The 22929-nt window shown below is 58.6% G+C and carries 18 protein-coding genes; 7 read left to right on the top strand and 11 right to left on the bottom strand.

Annotation, left to right across the window (positions count from 1 at the left end; all coding sequences use genetic code 11):
- Window positions 1-202 precede the first annotated feature (202 nt).
- Together ACUNV4_RS21855 and ACUNV4_RS21860 are read left to right on the top strand one after the other, a co-directional pair.
- Window positions 203-772 carry a trimeric intracellular cation channel family protein gene (locus ACUNV4_RS21855; RefSeq protein WP_430880749.1) on the top strand — a complete coding sequence of 190 codons (570 nt, stop codon included), beginning with the start codon at window positions 203-205 and terminating at the stop codon, window positions 770-772.
- A 143-nt stretch (window positions 773-915) separates the two neighbouring features.
- A complete protein-coding gene (locus tag ACUNV4_RS21860; RefSeq protein ID WP_430880750.1) occupies window positions 916-1671 on the top strand; it encodes a M90 family metallopeptidase in 756 nt (251 codons plus the stop codon).
- A gap of 49 nt (window positions 1672-1720) precedes the next feature.
- Here the strand turns inward: ACUNV4_RS21860 and ACUNV4_RS21865 are convergent, their stop codons facing one another.
- The 10 genes from ACUNV4_RS21865 to ACUNV4_RS21910 all read right to left on the bottom strand — a co-directional run bounded on the left by ACUNV4_RS21865 (window position 1721) and on the right by ACUNV4_RS21910 (window position 15672).
- The gene (locus tag ACUNV4_RS21865; protein ID WP_430880751.1) at window positions 1721-2731 is read right to left on the bottom strand and encodes a lipid A deacylase LpxR family protein; all 1011 of its coding nucleotides are present in this window, start codon (window positions 2729-2731) and stop codon (window positions 1721-1723) included.
- 294 nt (window positions 2732-3025) lie between these two features.
- The gene (locus ACUNV4_RS21870) at window positions 3026-4381 is read right to left on the bottom strand and encodes a TolC family outer membrane protein (RefSeq protein WP_430880752.1); all 1356 of its coding nucleotides are present in this window, start codon (window positions 4379-4381) and stop codon (window positions 3026-3028) included.
- 85 nt (window positions 4382-4466) lie between these two features.
- Window positions 4467-7565, bottom strand: coding sequence for an efflux RND transporter permease subunit (locus tag ACUNV4_RS21875; protein ID WP_430880753.1), 3099 nt, complete (start codon window positions 7563-7565; stop codon window positions 4467-4469).
- An 80-nt stretch (window positions 7566-7645) separates the two neighbouring features.
- Window positions 7646-8833: an efflux RND transporter periplasmic adaptor subunit gene (locus ACUNV4_RS21880; protein ID WP_430880754.1), complete on the bottom strand. Its 1188-nt coding sequence runs from the start codon at window positions 8831-8833 to the stop codon at window positions 7646-7648.
- A gap of 316 nt (window positions 8834-9149) precedes the next feature.
- Complete coding sequence (locus ACUNV4_RS21885; protein WP_430880755.1) at window positions 9150-10040, bottom strand: LysR family transcriptional regulator; 891 nt, start codon at window positions 10038-10040, stop codon at window positions 9150-9152.
- Window positions 10041-10185: 145 nt separating this feature from the next.
- Entirely contained in the window at window positions 10186-11247 is a 1062-nt protein-coding gene (locus ACUNV4_RS21890; protein WP_430880756.1) for an oxidoreductase, read from the bottom strand.
- A 93-nt stretch (window positions 11248-11340) separates the two neighbouring features.
- Window positions 11341-12462 (bottom strand): ABC transporter ATP-binding protein, encoded by a 1122-nt coding sequence (locus tag ACUNV4_RS21895; protein WP_430880757.1) that lies wholly within the window; start codon window positions 12460-12462, stop codon window positions 11341-11343.
- A gap of 23 nt (window positions 12463-12485) precedes the next feature.
- Window positions 12486-13394 carry a carbohydrate ABC transporter permease gene (locus ACUNV4_RS21900; protein WP_430880758.1) on the bottom strand — a complete coding sequence of 303 codons (909 nt, stop codon included), beginning with the start codon at window positions 13392-13394 and terminating at the stop codon, window positions 12486-12488.
- Window positions 13391-14266 (bottom strand): carbohydrate ABC transporter permease, encoded by an 876-nt coding sequence (locus ACUNV4_RS21905; RefSeq protein ID WP_430880759.1) that lies wholly within the window; start codon window positions 14264-14266, stop codon window positions 13391-13393. Before ACUNV4_RS21905 ends, ACUNV4_RS21900 begins: the two co-directional genes overlap by 4 nt.
- Before the next feature lie 158 nt (window positions 14267-14424).
- Window positions 14425-15672, bottom strand: coding sequence for an ABC transporter substrate-binding protein (locus ACUNV4_RS21910; protein ID WP_430880760.1), 1248 nt, complete (start codon window positions 15670-15672; stop codon window positions 14425-14427).
- A gap of 129 nt (window positions 15673-15801) precedes the next feature.
- On the opposite strand from ACUNV4_RS21910, the gene ACUNV4_RS21915 reads away from it, so the two are divergent.
- The 4 genes from ACUNV4_RS21915 (at window position 15802) to ACUNV4_RS21930 (ending at window position 20873) form a co-directional block, all read left to right on the top strand.
- Complete coding sequence (locus tag ACUNV4_RS21915) at window positions 15802-16869, top strand: LacI family transcriptional regulator (RefSeq protein ID WP_430880761.1); 1068 nt, start codon at window positions 15802-15804, stop codon at window positions 16867-16869.
- 12 nt (window positions 16870-16881) lie between these two features.
- The gene (locus ACUNV4_RS21920) at window positions 16882-18126 is read left to right on the top strand and encodes a YbiU family protein (RefSeq protein WP_430880762.1); all 1245 of its coding nucleotides are present in this window, start codon (window positions 16882-16884) and stop codon (window positions 18124-18126) included.
- Between the two features lie 224 nt (window positions 18127-18350).
- The gene (locus tag ACUNV4_RS21925; RefSeq protein WP_430880763.1) at window positions 18351-19958 is read left to right on the top strand and encodes a sulfatase-like hydrolase/transferase; all 1608 of its coding nucleotides are present in this window, start codon (window positions 18351-18353) and stop codon (window positions 19956-19958) included.
- A gap of 78 nt (window positions 19959-20036) precedes the next feature.
- Window positions 20037-20873, top strand: a complete 837-nt coding sequence (locus ACUNV4_RS21930) for an oxygenase MpaB family protein (protein WP_430880764.1) — start codon at window positions 20037-20039, stop codon at window positions 20871-20873.
- Here the strand turns inward: ACUNV4_RS21930 and ACUNV4_RS21935 are convergent.
- Window positions 20866-21837, bottom strand: coding sequence for a GlxA family transcriptional regulator (locus tag ACUNV4_RS21935; protein ID WP_430880765.1), 972 nt, complete (start codon window positions 21835-21837; stop codon window positions 20866-20868). The genes ACUNV4_RS21930 and ACUNV4_RS21935 overlap by 8 nt on opposite strands.
- Before the next feature lie 97 nt (window positions 21838-21934).
- Between ACUNV4_RS21935 and ACUNV4_RS21940 the strand changes: the two genes are divergently transcribed.
- The gene (locus tag ACUNV4_RS21940) at window positions 21935-22846 is read left to right on the top strand and encodes a BKACE family enzyme (RefSeq protein ID WP_430880766.1); all 912 of its coding nucleotides are present in this window, start codon (window positions 21935-21937) and stop codon (window positions 22844-22846) included.
- The last annotated feature ends 83 nt before the right edge of the window (window positions 22847-22929 follow it).

Here is a 22929-nt window from a genome sequence, read left to right on the forward strand (position 1 = left end):
CGGCGTGTTCCAGCCAGCTTGCAGAACTGTACCTGTGGCCAATGGGCAGCCGCAGGGTCGCCGCTGACTGACAGCAGACCTTGACGTCTCATTACTTGCGGAAGAATGTCAGACCATCGACAACATAGCTCAAACAGTTGACCAGATACTGGTCTGGCTCGATCTTGCCGGCGTTGCTGTCTTCGCAATCAGTGGCGCGCTGGTGGCATCCCGCAAGTGTCTCGACCCTGTCGGTTTCGCACTCATTGCCACGGTTACGGGTATTGGCGGCGGCACGCTGCGCGACCTCCTGCTGGGACTCCCGGTTTTCTGGGTCAGCCAGCCTCACTTCGTGGGACTGTGTGTCATCGTATCCATACTGGTGTACTTCACTGCACCTTTCGTCGAGTACCGTTACCGAGTGCTGTTGTGGGCTGACGCCATAGGACTCAGCCTGTTCAGCGTACTGGGGGCGAAACTGGCTATCAGCTCAGGGTTCGGCACGACCATCGCCATTGTCATGGGTTTGTCCACTGCCACTTTCGGCGGTCTGATTCGCGACGTTCTCTGCGGCGAGATTCCGCTCATCCTGCGTCACGAGATCTACGCGACAGCAGCTCTGACTGGCGCTCTCGTCTACGCCTGCCTGACGGCATACACACAGTTACCTTATCTGATGCCGGAGTTCTGCGGCGTCATGACCTGCTTTGCCGTACGCGCATTGGGACTGATACGGGGTTTGTCGTTACCAGCCTACCGGGCACGTGCCGGACGAGACTACCCCGCGCAGTAGTCTGAGCGGATTGCGACAGAGCGACATTACGTCACGGGCAACACCCCCAGTGCTCATCAGGGGCTCCTGATTGTGTCCGGGATCTTGTAAAGTCGACTTGCGCCAACACTTCCTGTGCAATCGGTGAATTGTTCGAGTCTTGCATGTTCGAGTTCTTCAGGCAGTGGCGAAAAGGACGAATCCTTGCCAACAGCCCATTTTCCACATCCGATTGGCAACAGGCCGCTGCTCGTCTGCCAGTCCTTGATCGATTGAGCAGCAGGCAGAGACTGAGCCTGTACGAGCTGGCGACCCTGTTTCTGCATGCCAAGCGATTCAGCGGAGCTGGTGGTCTTGTGCTCAGCGATTCGATGCGCCAGTCCATCTCCTTGCAAGCTTGCCTGCCCATTCTCAATCTGGGTCTGGACTGGTACGACGGCTGGTCCGATATCATTGTGTACCCCGACGCCTTTACCCGTGAAAGCAGTATTGTCGACGAGTTCGGAGTGACGCACTCGGGCAGCCGACATCTCAGCGGGGAAGCCTGGCTGCGAGGACCCGTAGTCCTGTCCTGGAGGGATGCCGAACAGGCTGGTCATGTGGACGGTCACAATGTCGTCATTCACGAATTCGTGCACAAGCTGGACATGATGAATGGCCTTGCAAACGGATTCCCACCCTTGCAACGCGACATGAGCCCTGGCAACTGGTCGCAACTGATGAACGAGGCCTTCGAGGATTTCCAGCTACACCCCAAGCAAGGACTCGATCGCTACGGTGCAACCGACCCGGCGGAGTTCTTCGCCGTGCTCAGTGAGGTGTTTTTCGAAACACCTGACAATCTGATTGCGGCCTACCCCGAGTTGTATTCACTGATGACGCAGTTCTATCTGCAAGATACCGCTGGTCATCGTCAATAGGCCGCGCTGCAAACGTGATGCACTGACGCCAGCCACCGCGCATGGCGTTTCAGTATCGGAAGGTCACACTCAATGCGCCGTATTTTTCACGCTTGTCGGTGGACTCGATATGCGAGCTGAAAGTGGACAGCTGAAAGACATAAGCCAGCTTACCCATGCTCCATACCAGCCCTGCCGATAGCTGGTTCTGCCAATGCTCCAGTTCGGCCGAGTGACTGTCGGTGAAGGTGTTCCCCTGAACAAGTACATCATTGAAAACCACACCAGCCTTCGCGCCTGCATAGGCATAGAAGCCATTGGATTCCCTGATGGCCAGAGGGTTGACCTGTCGGTCAGCCTCCAGAGAGAAGGTGGAATGCGTGTACTCCAGGTTCGACCCCCAGCGCATGGCAATGCCAGCACCCATGCCTGATTGCAGGGTTCCCAGACCCACGCCGCCCAACCCAAGCACATCCCAGCCACGGGGTCCGGCAGTGGATCGAGCCAGCTTCCACACCCTCAAGGCCTCGACTCTGCCAACCAGCTCATTCTTCAACTGAAGGTTCCAGCCCTCGGGCTGATCCGAGCCGGTAATCGTATGAATGATGGATTGGCCCTGTTCGGCCAGCGATGCCGGTCCGACGATGCCGAGGGACAGCGAAACCTGATCCGAGCGAAACTCGTTGTATTCATAGAACGTTCCCTGCCATGCCAGCAAGCCGGCATAGGGCAAGTCCCCTTCGATCGGCTCGGCCACGGTGATGTCCTGAGGCGTCTGCATGCGCTGCGCGTACATATGTGCCACCCCGCGACGCATCCCCTCACCGCGATTGAGATAGCTGTTACTGATGAGCGGCTGTAACCAGCGAGGCAGATTGGTATCGTTGAACTCGCGGAAAGGTCCCTTGCCGAAGGTCAGGCCCAGGCCATTGGTATACCCGTTGTCTTCCCCGACGAACAGGTCGTTTTCGAAGGTAAACGTGAAATAGCGTGGTACTTCATTGCCTGGCACCCCATCGACGGTCTGCTCCTGCTGAGCCTGAGTGAATGCCGCTGGAAACAACACGAGCAGTATGGCCAACAGACATCCTTTCGAACACATGATGGGAGAAGACAATGTTCGCAGGCAGGATCGGGTGGTCACTGAAAGAGTCGAGAAGTAGAGGAAGGAAGCCGCTTTGCGGATTTTCGGAAATGATACGCGATGCCATGGCCGACGATCCGGTAGCGGCCTGTATTACACAGCATGTGCTCTGCAAGCGGGATGAGCGCCACCCGGTCCCGATCGATACAGCCGCTGCATCACAGGTGGCGTGATCGATTTCGCCTGCAGATCCGCTCCGACCTGAAGGCGTCATTCGATTTTCGCCGGGCCTTATTCGGCCTCTTCCAGCAGGTATTGGTCGATGGCCGTGATATCGCTTTCCGACAAAGTGCCTGCGGCAGCCTGCAGATTGAGCCGATTGAGAATGTAGTCATAACGTGCGCTGGCGTAATCCGAACGGGCGCTGTAGGTATCGCGCAGTGCCTGCAATACTTCCACCGACGTCCGGGTACCTGCACGGAATCCGGCTTCTGTCGCATCGGCCGACTGCTGGGTCGATACCAGCGCCTGACGCAGAGCCTTGACGCGACTGATCGATGCCTGCACACCACGGTAGCCGTCTCTGGTCTGCTGCACGGTGGCACGTTCCTGAGCCATTACCTGCTCTCCGGCGGACAGTGACTCGGCCCGCGCCTGAGCCACTTGCGCCTTGATGCGTCCCCCCGTGAGCAGAGGCACGCTCAATTGCAGCTTGATCTCGGCGACGTCCGCATCGGAACTGCTGACATTATCTGTCTGGGTAGAGGCGGCAGAACCGACCAGATCCAGCGTCGGATATCGGCCGGCTCGTTGAATGGCCAGTTGTGCCTCACTGCTGTCCTGTGCATATCGCGCGATCACCAGCTCGAGGTTCTGATCTCTGGCCAGATCGACCCAGCTATCGATTTCCGCTGGATCCGGAGACTGCAGAGGCAGGTCTTCAGCCAGGGTTGCCAGCTCTCCGGGATTGACACCGCTGATCAACAGCAGGGCTTCCCGGGCCGTGGACAGCTGATTGCGGGCATCGATTTCCTGAGCCACGGCCAGGTCGCGCTGAGCCTGCGCCGCCCGCACATCCGTCACTGGTACGAGCCCGACTTCGAAACGCCCTTCTGCCTGCTCCAGCTGCCGTCTGATGGCCTCCAGCTCCGATTGGCTGAATTCGAGATTGGCTTCAGCCCGCAAGACATCGAAATAGGCGTTGGCCACGCGCAGAATCAGTGCCTGGCCCAGGGCCGCATACTGAGCCTCGGCTTGCAGCACACCGATCTCTGCCTGATCCACCAACTTGCTGTTGGCCCGATTGAACAGTGACTGGCTCAGCGACAGAGCCAATGATGTCTCGCCGTAGGACCCTTCGCCATCATCGGCCAGAGTGCCCAGCCCGGCCTCGCCGACAAAGGATGCCTGCGGTCTGAATGTCGAGCGTGCCAATGGCAAGGACTCGCGAGCCGCCTGCAGATCATAGGCTGCGGCCGAATACTCTGCATCGTATTGCACTGCCAGCTCATAGACTTCCTTGAGACCGGCGGCGGATGCATTCCCGCTCCACAACAGCGGTGCCGCAAGCAGCGTCGACCCCAGTACAAGTGCCTTGCCTGAAGTACCGGCCATGTAACGTCTTACAAGAATGGATAGTGGTGTCATTGGAAATCGAATACCAGATAGGTCTGAATCGAGAATATGGAGAACCTTCCCACCCGTGTGGAAAGGCTCTCGAACGGTGGCCGCGCTAGTCTTTGCTCTTGCCCGCCAGGCGAGACACGATAACGAAGAACAGTGGCACGAACAGAATGCCCAGAACCGTTGCTGAAATCGTGCCACCCAGCACACCGGAACCAATGGCTGTACGACCGCCGGAGCCGGCACCGCTACTGAGTACCAGTGGCAGAACACCCAGTGAAAAGGCAATGGAGGTCATCAGTATCGGACGAAAGCGCTGCCGTGCCGCTTCACTGACTGCCTGATACAGCTCCATGCCCTCTGCGCGCCTTTCCTTGGCAAATTCGACAATCAATATGGCGTTCTTGCCTGTCAGGCCCATGACGGCCAGCAGACCGATCTGAAAGAACACGCCATTGTCGAAGCCTCCCAACTGGGCACCAACCAGAGCACCGAAAATACCGATGGGCATGGCCAGCATGACGGCGAACGGAATGCTCCAGCTCTCGTACAATGCCGCCAGAGACAGAAACACGACCGCCAGGGCCAGAGCGAACAGGATTGGCGCCTGGCTTCCCGAATCCTGTTCTTCCAGCGACAGCCCTGTCCAGGCGACGCTGAACCCAGCCGGCAGGTCTGCTGCCAGTCGTTCTATTTCTGCCAGAGCCTCACCGGTACTGACGCCAGGAGCAGGCGCCCCTTGAATCTGCATGGCTGGCACACCGTTGTAGCGAGACACCCCCTGTGGCCCGAAACTCCAGTCACCCTTCGAGAACTCGGACAGAGGCACCAGTCCGCCGGTCGCATTACGTACCCGCCACAGATCGAAGTCAGTGGGATTGGAGCGCGAGTTGGCTTCACCCTGAACATAGACCTTCTTGATGCGCCCCTGATCCAGGAAGTCATTGACATAACTGCCTGACCAGGCGGTAGTCAGCAACTGACTGACATCGTTGGCGGTCACACCCAATGCACCTGCCCGACGCCAGTCGAGGTCCAGGTTGAACTGCGCCGCATCCTCAAGGCCATTGGGTCGCGCAGAGGCGATCAAGGGGCTCTGTGCCATGGCACCGAGTAACTGGTTACGTGCATTCAGGAGTTGCTCATGCGTCTGACCGCCTCGTCCCTGCAGGTACATGTCGAATCCGGAAACATTACCCAGCTCGATGACCGACGGCGGAACGATGGGGAAGACAAAGGCGTCCTTGACCTGAGACAGCGCACCGAATGCCCTGCCGGCAAGGGCCTGCACATTCTGCGCAGGACTGGTTCGTTCTGACCAGTCTTTCAGGTTGACGAATACCAGCCCCATGTTCTGTCCCTGTCCGGCGAAACTGAACCCCACGACACCGAATACCGCTTCAACCGAATCCGCTTCCTGCTCCAGGTAATAATCTTCCACCTGCTTCAGCGATTCCAGTGTGCGCTCCGCCGTAGAGCCACTGGGAGTCTGAATCAGTGTGAACAGTATTCCCTGATCTTCGTCCGGCAGAAAGCCCGTTGGCGTGCGCAGGAACAACACGGCCATTGCACCTGCCAGCAACAGGTAGATGATCCCGACGCGTATGGGACGGCGTGTAATCCAGCCGATGGAACCGGTATAGCGGCTCTGCACTGCGGCAAAGCCACGATTGAAGGGGCCGAAGACACGGCTCTTGCCATTTTCACTCGGCTTCTTCAGCATCGTGGCGCACAAGGCTGGCGTCAATGTCAGTGCCACGAAGACCGACAGCACCATGGCTGATACGATCGTGATGGCAAACTGCTTGTAGATGACGCCCGTGGACCCGCCGAAGAATGCCATGGGTACGAATACGGCCGAAATGACCACCGCGATACCGATCAGTGAGCTGGATACCTGATCCATGGACTTGCGGGTAGCCTCCAGCGGGTTGAGCCCTTCCTCCTCCATGATGCGCTCGACGTTCTCCACCACGACGATGGCGTCATCAACCAGCAGACCGATTGCCAGCACCATGGCCAGCATGGTGAGGGTGTTGATCGAGAAGCCGGCGATCGCCAGAATGCCGAAGGTTCCCAGTAGAACCACCGGTATCGCCAGCGTCGGAATGAGCGTGGCGCGAAAGTTCTGCAGAAACAGCAGCATCACCAGGAACACCAGAACAATCGCTTCCAGCAGGGTCTGGATCACTTCCTCGATCGAGATCCTGACGAACGGTGCCGTGTTGTATGGCACAACGGCCTTGACCCCTGCCGGGAAGAATTCCGCCAACTCCTGAACGCGTTCTTCCACCGCGACTGCGGTGTCCAGGGCATTGGCTCCAGTAGCCAGACTGACGGCAAAACCGGCAGCAGGCTGTCGCTTGTAGCGTGGAATGACGGAATAGTCTTCAGAACCGATTTCCACCCGAGCCACATCTTCGAGCAGCACCAGTCCGCCGTCGGTTTCTGCCTTGAGCACAACCTGACGAAAATCCTCCGGCGTCTGCAGCAATGACTGAGCTGTTACCGTTGCATTCAACTGCTGTCCTTCTTCGGCTGGTCGTGCGCCGAAGGCGCCGGCTGCGATCTGCGTGTTCTCGGCACTGACGGCCGCGACCACATCACTGGTCGTCAACTCGTAGGCCGCCAGCAGTGACGGGTCCAACCAGATACGCATGGCGTATGGCGAGCCGAACAGCTGCACACTGCCAACGCCGTCTATGCGACTGATCTCGTCCACCAGATTGCTGGAGACATAATCGGACAGATCAGCCGCGCCCAGTGTCTCGTCTTCGGACACCAGTGCTACCACCATCAGAAAGCCGCTGGATGACTTCTCGACGGTCAGCCCGAGACGCTGCACCGTCTCGGGCAGCAAGGCCGTTGCCTTGGCCAGCTTGTTCTGCACTTGCACCTGCGCGATATCGGCATCGGTTCCGGTCTCGAAGGTCAGCGTGACATTGGCCGTGCCCGCCGAGGTCGAGCTGGAGGAAAAATAGCGCATTCCGTCCAGCCCCGTCATCTGTTGTTCGATGACCTGGGTAACGGTATTGGCAACCGTTTCAGCGGACGCACCCGGATAAGCGGCAGAGACGCTGACCGTGGGCGGCGCGATCTGCGGGTACTGGGCTACCGGTAGATTGAGTATGGAGATGATCCCCACCCCCATCAGGAGGATGGAAAGCACCCAGGCAAAAATAGGGCGATTGATGAAAAAACGAGCCATAAGGGTTCTCTGGCGGAATCGTATGAGAGTTCAGGAGAAGGAGTGACACCACAGGGCTCGCGCCCTGCCAGAGCGCTTGCCTATTGGGCAGCTTCCGGAGCGGTGTCTGATGCAGCATCAGCCGCACCGTCGGTCACAAGCTCGGCCTGTACCTTCGAGCCCGGAGGTGCCTTCTGACTGCCTTCCATGATGATTCGCTCACCAGCGGCAAGCCCGCCGCGTACGATCCAGTCATTGCCCGAGGCTTGCAGCACATCCAGCTGACGAAGCTCCACGACGTCCTCATCATTGACGACCAGAGCGGTCGGCTTACCCTGACGATCCCGGCTGACCGCCTGCTGTGGAATCACGAATGCGCCATCAACCTCGTCTGTCTGCAGATCGACTTTCACATAGGTTCCGGGCAGCAGCAGCTTGTCAGGATTGGGAAACTCCATGCGCAGGACAACGACACCGGTCTGCATGTCGACTTGCGGTTCGGCAGCCGTCAGCAAGCCTTGCTCCGGGTAGATTTCACCGTCGGCCAGATGCAGCACGACCTTGCGTTCGGAATTGCGCCAATCCACATCGAGATTGTTCCGTCTGAATTCCAGAACCCGGGAAGCAGAAGCGGTCACGTCCACATAGACGGTATCGATGTTGCGAATGGTCGCCAGCGGAGACGCCTGACCGGCTGTCACCAGAGCACCGCGAGTGGTCATTGCCAGACCGATTTCGCCACTCAATGGCGCCACGATGGTCGTGCGGTCGAGTTCGATTTCTGCCGATTTCAACTGTGCCTCGGCAACCGCGATGGCGGCCGCTGAGACATCACGCGCAGCGATGGCTTCATCAAGCTCGCGCTGGGTAGACACATTGCGCTGTTTCAACTCCTGAATCCGCTCGGCCTCACGTTCCGTTGCCTTGTACTGGGCCTGCGCCTGAGCCACTGCCGCTCTTGCCTGCGCCACGGTAGCCTCATAAGTGGCAGAGTCGATCTTGTACAAGACATCGCCCTGCTCGACCGCACTGCCTTCCGTGAAGTTTCTCTCGGTGATGATTCCGTTGACCTGTGGACGAACTTCCGCGACGGCGGCAGCCACGACACGTCCTGGCAGAGTAGCCGTCAGCAGCACCGATTGCGGCTCTACCTGCATGACACTGACAGCGGCGGGTGGTGGTGCATTCTGAGCCAGCACGACAGCCGGGTTGGCGCTCAGCAGAGCAACGAGGATAGAACCAGCCAGCACTTTGCTGGCTCGCGGAAACGGGACGTCAATGGATTTCATGGCGAAGAGGCACTTTCTCGGGGCTTGTATTAAAAGGAACAGTGAAGGTGAGGTTTACCGGAAGCCAGGGATTCCTGCGAGCACGGGAACCTCGAATCGCAGGATTATGTCAGGATGCGACAACTTCGTATGCCAAGCAAGTGCGCACAGAGTGCGCGTTGCTGCGACAAGAGCCGTACTGTAGTGCAATGCGGGAAACCCTCGCGACTCAGTATCATGCTGCGCAAATTGCCATACACCACCTGCAGGACGTATCGTTTGAGGTCCTTGAAACCTGGAACTTGCAGGCGACGGAATATAATGCCTGTTCGAGGGCTTACAAGGTGTAGGGCCGCGCTTTGACGTCCAGATGATCCCTGATGCACGACAACAGTGCTTGCACTTTTTCCGTGCGATGCAGGTCCACGTGAGTGACCTGCCAAATCGTCAGCGACCAGCCAGCCTCATCGGCCAGAACACGATGCATGTCCTTACGCCCCTCTGCTTCCATGTCGCTCATGACACCTATTCCCAGACCCGCTGCTATTGCCTCATGACAGACCTGGAAATTGTTGGACGAAAAGGCTATCTGTTCGTCCTTCACCTGCTCATCAAACCAGTTCGAAAAGGGGGCCCGCGAATTTGTCAGATCGGGTGTCACGAAAGCGTGGCCAGCGAGATCATGCACATCAGCAGGTATTCCATACCGCTGAACATAGCTGTCATGAGCGTACAGATTGAACGTCACTCGCAGAAACTCCCGCACCACATAATCCGGATGCTCAGGGCGAGTCCCTGCACGCAAGGCGACATGGGCCTCACCGTATTCCAGCTTGGCCAGATTCTCCGTGGCTGTGATGCAGACACGGCAATGCGGGTTAAGCCGACGGAACTCGGCAATCGATTGCATGATCAACCCGGCGAAAGGCACCAGAATGGCCAGCTTGACCTCACCTTCCACCTGCGCCTTGCGGCCCTGAACCCTGCCCGCCAGGTCGTCGATCAGTGCCTCTGCCTGCTGGGCCACCTTCAGCACATCCTCACCCAGTTCGGTCAGGGTATACCCCCTGGAGTGTCGGATGAAGATGCGATCCCCCATCTCCTGTTCGAGTACATCGATATGACGATTGACAGTCGCTCGATGAAAACCCAGCGCCTCGGCAGCGGCACTCACCGTTCCCAGTCTCGCAACCTGATAGGCGGTTCGTAGTTCTGCCCATTTATCCATTGAAATGCTTGATCATATTGCGCGCACAGGGTGCGCATTATCGCGCATTTGGCGCAGCGCTGTCGCTCTGATTTCCTCGACGACATGACGTGCCCGTGCAGCAGTTGCACAGGACGATCACACCGACACCCGGATTGTGCAGCCGTCAGCTCAGTCGATCCGCAACGCTTACCCTGCTGCCGGTTCGAGACGACTCCAGCATGGCCTCGATGACAGCGATGACATTGCGCGCCTCGCTAGCGGTTACCGGTGGCGGCGTGCCCTGGCGAATCGCAATGCTCAACTCACGATAGAACCGAGGCCAGTCACCACGCAGCGCCTCTGTACGGCTGGTTTTCGACTGCCCTGCACCTGCCTCGGTCAGGGTGCCCCAGTGCGCTTCCGGCTCCCGACCATAGGAGGCGTCCTCAGGTCCGATTCCCTGATGTCGCAACTGGTCCTCCTGGGGGTCGACATGGTGTTTGCTCCAGGATGCCGCAGTTCCATGTACTCGGTAGCGCAGACTGTTGTCGGCCACCAGCATGCCGGCACTGAGCTCGATCCTGCACCGCCCCTTGCCCATGCGCACATGAAAATTGTCGATGATTGCCGAGCCTTCGCGTTGTTTCTGGACATCGGCCTGCAACCAGTCCGGCAGCCCGAACAACACCAGCGCCTGATCGATCAGATGGGCACCCAGGTCATAGTGCAAACCCACGCCAGGACGTGCCTGTTCCTGCCAGCGATCCCTTGGCGCTGGATTGAATCGATCGTAGTGCGACTCATGATGCACGATCTCCCCCAATCGTCCCGAGTCGATCAGATTCCTCAAGGTCAGAAAGTCCGCATCGTAACGACGATTCTGATAGCAGCTGGCAACACGCCCTGCCGAATCAGCCGCTGCAATCACGGCATCGGCCTCGGCAACGGTCGCGGTGAATGGCTTGTCACTGAGTACATGCTTGCCGGCCGCCAGTGCCTCGAGCATCAACGGCGCATGCGTGAAGCTGGGCGTGGCCAGTACCACCAGTTCCACGTCCGAATCAGCCAGCAGCGTGGCGGCATCCGCATGGACACGCACACCGGGATGGTCGACATGCACCTTGGCGGCATCACTGGAAGCAACGGCAACCAGTTCCACACCTGCAGCCGCATACAAGGGTGAGTGGAACACCTTGCCGGCAAGACCATAACCGACCAGTCCGATTCGTAATTTGCGAGAATCCATCAACGTTTCCTGATCAGGTTGTCAGTGTGAACAGTCAGGACTGGCCGGCTGCAGATCAGCAAACCGGCACCCAGCGCCAGTTGCCAACAGCATTCACTCCACCCTGACACCGGACTCCGTGTCGAAGAAATGAGCCTTGCTCATGTCGAAATTCAGCGTGATCCTCTCCCCGGCACGCGGGTGCAGATGATTGGCCACACGAGCCGTGAAATGCACATCGCCATCACGCGTGCCGATGAAAGTATCCGATCCGGTTGGTTCGACCAGTTCGATGGTCAATGGCAGAGTCGAGGACCCGGCCATGGCCATCGCCTCATCGCGACTGTCATTGATATTCTCCGCCCGAATACCGAAATCGATGATGGGCTGGTTGCGCGCGCGATCCTGAAGGGCGGTACTCGGTGCATGGAGGTTCAGCGAAAAATCGCCGAAAGACACCTTCAGTCCGTTTTCCGATTGCCGCAGATGCCCGGTGACCCGATTCATGGCAGGCGATCCCATGAAGTCCGCGACGAAGGTATTGGCAGGCCGATGATAGATGTCATCCGGAGTACCCACCTGTTGCACTTCACCGTGCTTGAGGACAGCAATTTTCGTGGCCAGTGTCATCGCCTCTATCTGATCATGCGTCACATAGACAATGGTGGTACCCAGTCGGGCATGCAGCTTCTTGATCTCGGCACGCATGTCCACACGCAAACGAGCGTCCAGATTCGACAGTGGTTCATCGAACAGAAAGGCCCGTGGATCACGCACCAGGGCACGCCCCATGGCCACACGCTGGCGTTGCCCACCGGAAAGCTGGGCAGGCTTGCGTTTCAACAGCGGTTCGATCTGCAGGATGGCCGCGACTTCGTCTATTTTCCTGAGGCGCTCTGCCTTGGGTACCCCACGGGTTTCCATGCCAAAGCCGATGTTGCCGGCCACCGTCATGTTCGGATACAGGGCATAGGACTGAAACACCATGGCGATATCACGTTTCGACGGATGCAGATCGGCAATGGATTTTCCGGCAATGCGTATGTCTCCTGAGCTTGCCGGTTCGAATCCGGCCAGCATGTTTAGCAAGGTCGACTTGCCACAGCCGGAAGGTCCGATCAACACCAGAAAGCCGCCTTCTTCCACATCGATGGAGACATTCCTGAGCGCATCGACACCGGCAAACTGTTTGCTCAGCGAATCGATTTCGAGAAAATGTTCGCTCGTACTGTTCATTGTCATGATCTACCTTGTCCCGATCAGCCCTTGACAGCGCCGGCCATCAGGCCCCGCACGAAATATCGTCCTGAGACGACGTACACCACCAGCGTTGGCAAGGCCGCCAGAACAGCCCCGGCAAAATGCACATTGTATTCCTTGACCCCGGTGGAGGAACTGACCAGATTGTTCAGTGCCACGGTCATCGGTACCGAGTCGACATCGGCAAAACTGGCTCCGAACAGAAAGTCGTTCCAGATGTTGGTGAATTGCCAGATAACCGATACGACGATGATCGGTCCCGAGGATGGCAACAGAATACGCCCGAATATGCGAAAGAAACCGGCGCCATCGATCTGCGCCGCCCTGACAAGCTCGGTCGGAAACGCCGCATAATAGTTGCGAAAGAACAAGGTCGTGAAACCCAGGCCGTAGACCAGGTGTACCAGTACCAGACCGGAGGTTGTACCGGCAAGTCCGAGAATGCCCAGCATGCGTGCCATCGGGATGAGTACGATCTGGAACGGGATGAAGCAGGACAGCAGCAACAGACCGAATACAATCCCGTCACCGCGGAAACGCCACTTGGTCAGCACATAACCATTCAGGGCACCCAGAATGGTAGACAGGAGCACCGCTGGTATGACCATGGCGATGGAATTCATGAAGTAAGGTTTCAGTCCGGTCGCCTGCACGCCGATCTGCGCCGTGGACCAGGCACTGCTCCAGGGGGCCAGGGTCCATGCCTGTGGTAACGCAAGCATGTCACCACCACGGATCTCCTCGAGCGGTTTGAAGGAATTGACCAGCATGACGTACAGCGGCAACAGATAATAGACCGCAAACAACACCAGCACCAGGTATAGAAGGATGCGGGTGGGCGACAGACGGCGAGCCTGTGAAGACAGTGGTGTCGAGCCGTTCAAGGCCCCGGTAGACTGATCACTCATGATTGTCTGTCCGCACGCAGCTCGGAATACAGATACGGCACGATGATGGAGAAGATCATGATCAGCATGATGATGGCCGAGGCCGCACCGATTCCCATCAGATTGCGGCTGAATGTATAGGAATACATGAACGTGGCAGGCAGCTCGGTTGCCTTGCCCGGCCCGCCACCTGTCAGCGCGATGACCAGGTCATAGGATTTGATGGCCAGATGCGCCAGCACAACGAAGGCTGACAGAAAGACCGGACGCATCATGGGGATGATGATGCGACGGTAGATGCGTGCACGAGAGGCGCCGTCGATTTCCGCAGCGCGAATGATATCCGGATCAACGCCTCGAAGGCCCGCCAGAAACATGGCCATGACAAATCCCGAGCTTTGCCAAACTGCGGCAATCACCACCGTATAGATGGCATGAGTGCGACTCTTGATCCAGTCGAACTCGAAGCTCTCCCAGCCCCAGGAATGCATGGTCTGCTCGATACCGATGCCCGGATCGAGAAACCATTTCCAGGCGGTGCCCGTCACGATGAATGACAAGGCCATGGGATACAGATAGATGGGCCGCAGAAACCCTTCGGCGCGTATTTTCTGATCCAGCAGAATCGCCAGCATCAGTCCCAGCACACTGCAGATCACGATATACAGAACGCCGAAGATGGCCAGATTCTTCAAGGAACCGGTCCAGTGCCGCAACCCCCAGAGCTTTTCGTAGTTCTCCAGCCCGACGAACCCGTAAGAGGGCAACATGCGCGAATCGGAGACCGACAGGTAGCCGGTATACAGGATGAACCCGTACACGAAGAACAGGATCAGCAGAAAACTCGGGCCGAGTACCAACTTGGGCACCCAGGCCTGCAAACGCTCTTTCATGGCGATCAGTGACTCGGAAAGTGATGGGCAAACCAGACCAGGCGACGCCGGCAAGACAGATACATGCCCTGCCGGCCCCACCTTCATGCTTGTCAGCCAGGTACGGCGAGATGCGGCTCGTCCACTCGCCTGTATGCCGGCCTGACCGCTACGCTGTCCTACAGAACCGCGTCAACCGCATTGGCCAGCTCTTCGGCAGCTTCCTCGTTGCTCAAGCCACCATTGAAGTGCTGAGTCACGACATCATAGACCGCGTTCTTGACAGCCGCCGGTGCGGCATGTCCGTGAGCCATGGATCCGAACAGACTTCCAGCTTCGTTGGCTTCAGCCAGGTCATTCATGCCCTTCTTGCCGCAATCGTCAAAATCGGCATCGGATACGTCGGTACGGGCAGGCACCGATCCCTTGACCACATTGAACGCGGACTGAAAACCCGGACTGAGGATGGCTGCAGCCATCTTCTGTTGTGCATCGTTGTCACCTTCCTGACCGAACATGGCGAACTGATCGGAGTTGAACGTCACGGCACCCTGCGTACCGGGAAAACGAATGCAGAGAAAATCCTCGCCCGGTGTCTGTCCGGCTTTCAGGAATTCCCCCTTGGCCCAGTCGCCCATCATCTGCATGCCGGCCTTGCCTTCGATGACCATGGCGGATGCCAGGTTCCAGTCACGACCGGAAAAATTGTCATCGACATAGGAACGCAGGGTTTCCATACGCTGGAACACCTCAACCATCTTTTCACCGGACAGTGCATCCATGTCCAGCTCGATCATTGACTGCTGGTAGAAATCATTGCCCATGGACAGGACAACGGCGTCGAAAATGGTGGCGTCCTGCCAGGGTTGTCCGCCGTGTGCCAGAGGTGTAATGCCGTTTGCCTGCATGGCATCAAGCACGGCAAGCAGTTCCTCCCAGGTCTCGGGCGCCTTGCCACCGGCTGCGTCCAGCGCTGCCTTGTTGATCCAGACCCAATTGGTGGAATGCACATTGACCGGTGCCGCAATCCAGTTGTCATCGTGTCGGGAGAACGCCTGCAGCGCCGTGGGTACAACGGCATCCCAGTTTTCCTCTTCCGCCACGGCATTCAGATTGCCCAGGACGCCCTCATTGGCCCAATCGGTGATATCGAATCCCAGCATCTGCACCGCCGTGGGGGCGTTGCCCGCCGTCACCCTGGCACGCAGAGTCGTCATTGCGGCCTCACCGCCACCACCGGCCACAGGCATGTCCTTCCAGCCGACACCCTGCGATTCGAGATCCTGCTTCAGAACATCCAGCGCGGCGGCCTCGCCACCGGAGGTCCACCAGTGCAGGACTTCCACATCGGCAGCAACGGCGCTGGACACGGCACTGGTCATACCTGCCGCAAGCGCAAAGCTTGCGGCAATAGTCGTCAATCTCATGCTGATCTGTCTCCTCGTGGTATGGCAATGATTATTGCCTGCATAAATAGTAACGATACAAACCAATGGAGTCAAAGTATCTCAACGCATTCCGATTGACATCTGTAACGTTACAGATACCATGTAAGCGTGAACACACCACCCTCGACACCACCGGGAAACAAGCAGCGCCGAGACAGACCGACCTTGCGCACGGTCGCCCAGGCCTGCGGTCTGGCGGTCACCACGGTTTCCCGCGCCCTGAACAACCGCAGTGACATCGCGCTCGCCACCCGACAACGTGTGCAGCAGGTCGCCAATGACATCGGCTATGTACCCGACCGCGCAGGTCGCGGACTTCGAACCGGACGCACCCATACACTCAGTCTGGTACTGGCCCCGCAACGGGAGATCACCGGCTATACCGCTTCCATCATCTCCGGTCTGGGCGAGATCTGCCGTGACCACGGCTACGAGCTTTCCGCAACCCCCGATGTGCCGCATCAGGATGAACTGACCGTGGTGCGTTCGATTGTCGAGAATCGGCGTGCTGACGGTATCGTCCTGTCACGCACCTCGCCACAGGATCTGCGAGTACGCTATCTGCTGGAGAACGATTTTCCTTTCGTCACGCACGGTCGTACCGAACTGGCAACACAGCATGCATCGGTCGATTTCGACAACGAGCGATTTGCCGAGCTCGCAGCCACTCGACTTCTGCATCGAGGGCGTCGTCACCTCATGCTCATCGGCGCGCCCGCCAACCTCACCTACCAGACGCACCTGCTGAACGGATTCAGCCGTGCCGTCATCCGCAACGCCCTGCAGTGCCATGTCGCTGACAGGCCGCCGGATCTGGAAACACCGCTTGACGAGCTCAGACAATGGATTCGCACACTGTTTTCATCCGCCAACCATCCGGACGGAATCGTCTGCGCTGGAGAGACCGCCTCCATTGCCACGTTGGCTGGGATTCGTGATGCGGGCCTGATACCCGGCACCGATGTCGATGTCGTCGCCAAGCAGACCTCGGCAGCCCTTGATCACATGCTCCCCGCCATCGATTCCTGGTTCGAGGATATCGACATGACAGGCCGCCGGCTGGGCCAGACACTCCTGCAACTGTTGTCTGGCCAGACTCTCGATGAAGAGCTGCGAACGATCATTCAACCCGAACCCCGACTACGCCTGTCGACCGACTGCGACACAGCCAACTGAGGCCATCAGCTCATGAACAAGACGATTCCCGACACAGCTACCTTCATCGCCCGAACCAGGCAGGAACTGGCCAGCAACAACGATCTCGAAAAAGCGTTTCTGAGCGTACGAGACCGGATGCGGGCGGCCGTTGACGAGGTCGTCGATGCACAGGCACGCACCGCAGCGGTCGTTCCCGAAATCTCGCATGCCGCCATCCTCGACAACACGGTGAGCAGGAAGGACATCGCTGCCATTCGGCAGCGAGGCTGCGTCATTGTCAGGAACGTCTTTGCCCGCCAGCAGGCAGAGGACTGGAACAGCGAACTGGGAGATTACCTCGACAGCAACAACTACGTGGAACGTGCACGAGAGAAGGCCGGACTTGACGATTACTTCGGCGATCTGAAGGATGCCCGCCCGCAGATCTATGGCGTCTACTGGTCCCGCCCTCAAGTCATGGCTCGCCAGGCGGAATCGATGGCTCGGACCAAGCGATTCCTGAATGGATTGTGGGACATCAGCGCACCGGCCGGGCCGGAGTTCGATCCCGACCTGGATTATGCCTATGCAGACCGGACTCGGCGGCGCGCACCAGGTGATACAACCCTGGGATTGTCACCTCATATCGATGCCGGTTCGTATGAACGCTGGGTCGACCCGGCATTCCAGAAGATCTACGCCAGCATCTTTGCCGGGGACCTGGACGCCTATGACCCCTGGCGTGCAGCCTACCGTACGCAGACTCGCGAATATGCGTCTCCAGCGGTCAGTTCGATGTTTCGCACCTTTCAGGGCTGGACAGCATTGACCGAGCAAGGCCCGGGGGATGGAACCCTGGAATTGCTGCCGATAGCCAATGGCATTGCCTACCTCCTGCTGCGTGCACTGCAGTCGGATGTGCCTGTTGATGAGTTGTGCCTGGCAAGGCCCGGGCGCGCGCTGGGCGTGGATGCACATTGGCACCCTGATCTGATGCCGGGTATCGTACCCATTCAGACCGTCAGCCCGGGCGATACTGTCTGGTGGCATCCCGATGTCGTGCACGCCGTTGGCAATGAGCATCATGGCAAGGACTACGCCAACGTCATTTACATCGGAGCCAGCCCTGCGTGTGCCAAGAACCGTGCCTATGCATTGCGCCAATCATCAAGCTTCCTCAGTGGACGCAGCGCACCGGATTTTGCCGCCGAAGATCATGAAGTCGACTTCAAGGGTCGTGCAACCATCGATGACCTGACCGAGCTTGGCAGACGTCAGATGGCCCTGGACAGCTGAGCGGTTCCTGTCGGGCAAGCCGGAGAAGAAGTTGAGATGCCGTTCACACAGAACGGCATCACTGGCAATGAACCTCGCACGTCGCGAAATCGAATCAAACTAATTCAGCTGCTTGTGGTCCGAGCCCTGAATCACGTTTCCCTACAGCCTCATTTCGCCGACGCCAGCACATGCCGAAAACAAGAACTGCCTCGCCGACGACGAAACCACGGCGGGCAGCGATATTGTCATCCCTGGCAATCTGCCTGCTGCTGGTTCTCCTGTTGATACCAGGACACCCGGATCAGTTCACGCTGTCACGGTTGCAGGAACTGCCTCTGGATGTACCACTCATTGTTCTGCTGTTGTTGCTGCTGAACAGGACTCTGTCAACGATGGTCCGCCTGCTGGTGACGGGTGCCGTGCTGTGTCTCCTGCTGCTTCGTCTCGGTGATCTGATCTCTCGCGCCGCCTTTGGTCGTGCCTTCAACCCGCTGGCTGAATGGCACCTCATTCAACAGGGCTGGACACTGACATCGGATACGATTGGCAAGGCAGAAGCCATTGCCCTGACAGGCCTGGGCATCGGGATACTACTGACTCTGGCCGTCTTGTTGTATCGTGGCCTGGGCTATCTCGACCAGCTGAATCGACAATGGCGTCGCAGCTGGCTGCTCCTCTGCTGCATTCCCTTGCTCAGTGCCATGGCCACCGCCGGCGGACCTGGCCGGCATGTGCTTTCCCTGGACACACAATGGGTGCTGGCGGGTGAATTGATCGATCGAATCCAGTACACCCAATGGGCCGTACGCGACCAGGCCCGATTCTCCGAGGCTCTGCAGGTGGACGAGCTGGAGGGTCGAGAACCTGCGTTCGCGGCACTGAGTGGGCGTGATGTCATCATTATCTACGTGGAGTCGTATGGGCGATCGTTCGTGGACAACCCGCAATTCCGGGAGCAGGCCAGACACAGACTGCAAGCTGTTCAGAACGAGACTGTCAGTGCCGGCCTGCATGTCAGAAGCGCATGGGTCGATTCCCCCATACGTGGCGGACGCAGCTGGCTCGCACACTCCACGGTAGCGTCCGGCCTGCGCCTGACAAATCATGCGCGATTCGACCGACTGATTTCCTCTGACCGGAAGTCACTGCCGCGCCTGTTCAAGCAGGCGGGATGGACTACCTCCGTGGTACTACCCGTGGTGAAATCACACTGGGTGGAAGGTGCCTGGTATCAGGTGGATCGCTTCTTCGATCATGCAGCACTCGATTATCAGGGCGAGGGTTTCGGCTTCGTGACCATGCCGGACCAGTACACACTCACAGCCTTCGAGCGACAGGTGCGTGCCACGGCCGATGCACCGCTGATGGCACACATCGGTCTGCTCGACTCTCACGCCCCCTGGGGGCCCTTGCCTCGCCATCAGGCATGGGAAGACATCGAAGATGGCAGCCTCTTCGATGGGACACAGCGTTACGGTGAGCGTCATAGCTGGGCCAGGGCCGAACCGGTACGCAAGGCCTACGGGACCGCGGTTGAACAGAATCTCAAACTGGTGGGTGAATACCTGGCCAGGTATGCGGATGATGCGCTGGTCATCGTGCTGGGCGATCACCAGCCGGCCAGCGTGATTGCCGGCTGGGCACCCAACGCACACGTTCCCATGCACGTTTTCTCTGCGGACGAAGCGCTGCTCGAACGACTCCCCGACGACATGTTCAGTCACGGCATGCTGCCCGCAGAGCAGGCCACCGCCCTGCCCATGGAATCCATTCGTGGTCTGCTGGGCACGGTCTTCGAGGCGACACCCTCGCACTGGCAGCCGCTGACGGGGTCCGACTCCACCACTTGAGGACAGCAGCCCGGTTTCTTGCGGCAGCAGACGGCTTGAGGCATCATTCGTCGACATCGAAGCGCGGAAATCCTGAGCATGTCACGATGGGCCAGAGAAATCGAAACGCTGGATCCGCAAGTCGATCATGAACGGATCTGTTTCATCCTGCATACCTGCGAATTTTCGTGGGATATCGAAAAGGCGCTGGAATTTGCACTTTTCCGGACCTACGCCGTACCGTCGATCTCCGGGCTTCTGTCTTCGACCGGCGAGTTTCGCGATCGTACGCGCAAGCGCTACGATGACACGGAGTTGTTGCTGTCCGAGATCAGCGAAAACGGTCAGAGCAGCGAACGCGGCCAGGCGGCCATCGAGCGGATAAACGACATGCACGGCCGCTATCGCATCGCCAACGATGACATGCTCTATGTCCTGTCAACCTTCGTGGTCGAGCCCGTGCATTGGCTGGCGCGTTTCGGCAAGCGCGCCATGACACCTCGCGAAATCGACGCCTGCGTCCACTACTACCGCGCCCTCGCGGCAAGGATGCACATCAAGGAGATTCCCGACAGTTTTGCGGAATTCGAAGCATTCCATCGGGATCATGAGGCAGCCCGTTTTCGCTACGCCAGATCCAATGCGGAGATAGGCTGCCTGACGCGGGACATGTTGCTATCGCTGTACCTGCCACGCTGTCTTGTGCCCCTGGGCCGCCCTGCCGTGCATGCCCTGTGTGACCCGCCCCTGCGATCCGCCATGGGATTTGCACAGGCACCGCGCTGGGTGGAATGTCTGGTGCTTGCCGGGCTGGGTATCCGGGCGCGAATTCTGCGGCTGATCCCTGCGCGCCGACGGCCACGACTGATCACAAGACGCCGAAGGTCTACCTACCCGACGGGTTACCGGATCAGTGATCTGGGTACATTCAGATAGATGAATCCACAGGCATACGGCTCTGTTGCGCTGATCTGGAACGTCTGACCGTTGTGCCGAAGTGTGCCTTGTACGCCCGGCTCAAGGTCGCCGGCATGGAGAACCCCGTCAGTACGGCGAGCTGCTGCATGGACAGATCGGTCGTCTCGGCCAGATCCTTGGCCCGCGCCAGTCGCAGTGACTGATAGTAGCGCCCGGGTGGCATGCCCAGGCGTGTCATGAACTGGCGGTGCATGGTGCGCAAGGACAGACCGGCCGCCCGGGCGATGTGAGCGAGAGAAGCCGGTTTTTCGATGTTCTCCACCATGCAGTTGATGGCCGTGTGCAACTCCGGCGTCTCCGGGCTGTTGAGATGACCGGGACCTCTTCTGTCGCGGAACTGCCTCGCGCTGTCGTGCAGGAACAGTGTGGAGACATCAAATGCGATGGCCGTGCCGAAACGCTCTTCAATCAGCACGGTCATCAGATCCAGTACCGTGGAAGCTCCCCCGCCCGTCCATAGCCTGCCGTCTCTGACGAAACGCTCCGGCCTCGATCGCACGGATGGAAAGGCATCTGCAAACGAGGCTTCTACCTGCCAGTGGATCGTTGCTTCACGGCCCTGCAGAAGACCCGCCGCGGCAAGCAGCCATGCCCCGGTATCGACACCGATGATCGTATCACTGGCCCGGGCAAGTCGTCGAATCTGTCTGCTCGTGCTCGTGCAAGCATGCTCACGATAGCCGTAACCGCTGATGACGATCAGCACATCAGACTTCCGGACGTCATCGATTGCCCCGTCGGAAGCCAGATTCAAACCACTGGAGGAGTGCACCGACTGGCCATCGATGGTGAGCACCGACCAGTCGACGCTGCCGTCTCGTTGATCGCGTACCACTCTCAGCGGCTCGAGCGCGCAGGCCAGCACCAGATTGGAAAACCCTTCACACAACAGGACATTCACCAGCAGCGGTTTGTTTGGCATGAACGGCAATGGATTTGGCAGACAAGGCAAATTGAAACATTACGACGTCTGCTACTGTTTGTACAGCATCTGTCCTTGTCCTCTGAGAGAAATCGGCATGCCCTTGCAGATCAACCGCTCCGTGTTCATCACCTGCGCAGTGACAGGCTCCGGCGCTACCCAGGACCGCTCACCACATGTGCCGCGCAGTCCGGCTCAGATAGCACAGAGTGCCATCGAAGCTGCAAAAGCCGGAGCGGCCGTGGTGCATTGTCACGTCAGAGACCCGGATACCGGCGCGCCATCGCGAGATCCCGCCTTGTACCGTGAGCTAACCGAGCGCATCAGAGAGTCCGATACCGACGTCGTACTGAATCTGAGCGCCGGCATGGGTGGTGACATGGTGTTCGGCCCGGTCGAAAACCCATTGCCTCTGGACCCTTCCGCTACGGACATGGCAGGAGCCAGCGAACGTGTCGAACATCTGGTCAGTTGTCGTCCCGAGATATGCACACTGGATTGCGGCACCATGAACTTTTCCGAAGCGGACTATGTCATGACCAATACGCCAGGCATGCTCAGAGCCATGTGCTCGCGAATGATCGAGCTGGGCATCACGCCCGAAATCGAAGCATTCGACAGCGGGCATCTGTGGTTTGCCAGAGAACTGGCCAGGGAAGGCTGTCTGCCGACTCCCGCACTACTGCAACTCTGCATGGGTGTCCCCTGGGGCGCGCCCAACGATCTGGGAACCTTTCTAGCCATGGTCAACCAGATACCACAAGACTGGACCTGGTCGGCATTCAGCCTTGGTCGCGATCAGATGCCGTACGTCGCTGGCTCGGTACTCGCCGGGGGGAATGTCCGGGTCGGACTCGAGGATAACCTCTACCTGGAAAAAGGTGTGCTGGCAAGCAATGCGCAACTGGTCGAGCGTGCAGCCAGGATAATCGAAGGATTGGGCGCCAGCCTCATGGGGCCTGCCGAAGTGAGAGAGAAACTACAGCTGACAAAAAGAGCGCCACTATGAGCATGCAATCCGCGTCGCTGGCGGTCGTACCCTACCGGGACATCAGACTCTGCCCGGGGATTCACCATCGAAGGCATCGAGCT

Source organism: Granulosicoccus sp. 3-233 (assembly GCF_052681095.1).

Excerpts from the sequence above, each read along its gene's own strand:
- ACUNV4_RS21860 (WP_430880750.1), top strand. The coding sequence starts at position 916 with ATGTTCGAGTTCTTCAGGCAGTGGCGAAAAGGACGAATCCTTGCCAAC.
- ACUNV4_RS21870 (WP_430880752.1), bottom strand. The coding sequence starts at position 4,381 with ATGACACCACTATCCATTCTTGTAAGACGTTACATGGCCGGTACTTCA.
- ACUNV4_RS21875 (WP_430880753.1), bottom strand. The coding sequence starts at position 7,565 with ATGGCTCGTTTTTTCATCAATCGCCCTATTTTTGCCTGGGTGCTTTCC.
- ACUNV4_RS21880 (WP_430880754.1), bottom strand. The coding sequence starts at position 8,833 with ATGAAATCCATTGACGTCCCGTTTCCGCGAGCCAGCAAAGTGCTGGCT.
- ACUNV4_RS21885 (WP_430880755.1), bottom strand. The coding sequence starts at position 10,040 with ATGGATAAATGGGCAGAACTACGAACCGCCTATCAGGTTGCGAGACTG.
- ACUNV4_RS21890 (WP_430880756.1), bottom strand. The coding sequence starts at position 11,247 with ATGGATTCTCGCAAATTACGAATCGGACTGGTCGGTTATGGTCTTGCC.
- ACUNV4_RS21895 (WP_430880757.1), bottom strand. The coding sequence starts at position 12,462 with ATGAACAGTACGAGCGAACATTTTCTCGAAATCGATTCGCTGAGCAAA.
- ACUNV4_RS21900 (WP_430880758.1), bottom strand. The coding sequence starts at position 13,394 with ATGAGTGATCAGTCTACCGGGGCCTTGAACGGCTCGACACCACTGTCT.
- ACUNV4_RS21905 (WP_430880759.1), bottom strand. The coding sequence starts at position 14,266 with ATGAAAGAGCGTTTGCAGGCCTGGGTGCCCAAGTTGGTACTCGGCCCG.
- ACUNV4_RS21910 (WP_430880760.1), bottom strand. The coding sequence starts at position 15,672 with ATGAGATTGACGACTATTGCCGCAAGCTTTGCGCTTGCGGCAGGTATG.
- ACUNV4_RS21920 (WP_430880762.1), top strand. The coding sequence starts at position 16,882 with ATGAACAAGACGATTCCCGACACAGCTACCTTCATCGCCCGAACCAGG.
- ACUNV4_RS21930 (WP_430880764.1), top strand. The coding sequence starts at position 20,037 with ATGTCACGATGGGCCAGAGAAATCGAAACGCTGGATCCGCAAGTCGAT.
- ACUNV4_RS21935 (WP_430880765.1), bottom strand. The coding sequence starts at position 21,837 with ATGCCAAACAAACCGCTGCTGGTGAATGTCCTGTTGTGTGAAGGGTTT.
- ACUNV4_RS21940 (WP_430880766.1), top strand. The coding sequence starts at position 21,935 with ATGCCCTTGCAGATCAACCGCTCCGTGTTCATCACCTGCGCAGTGACA.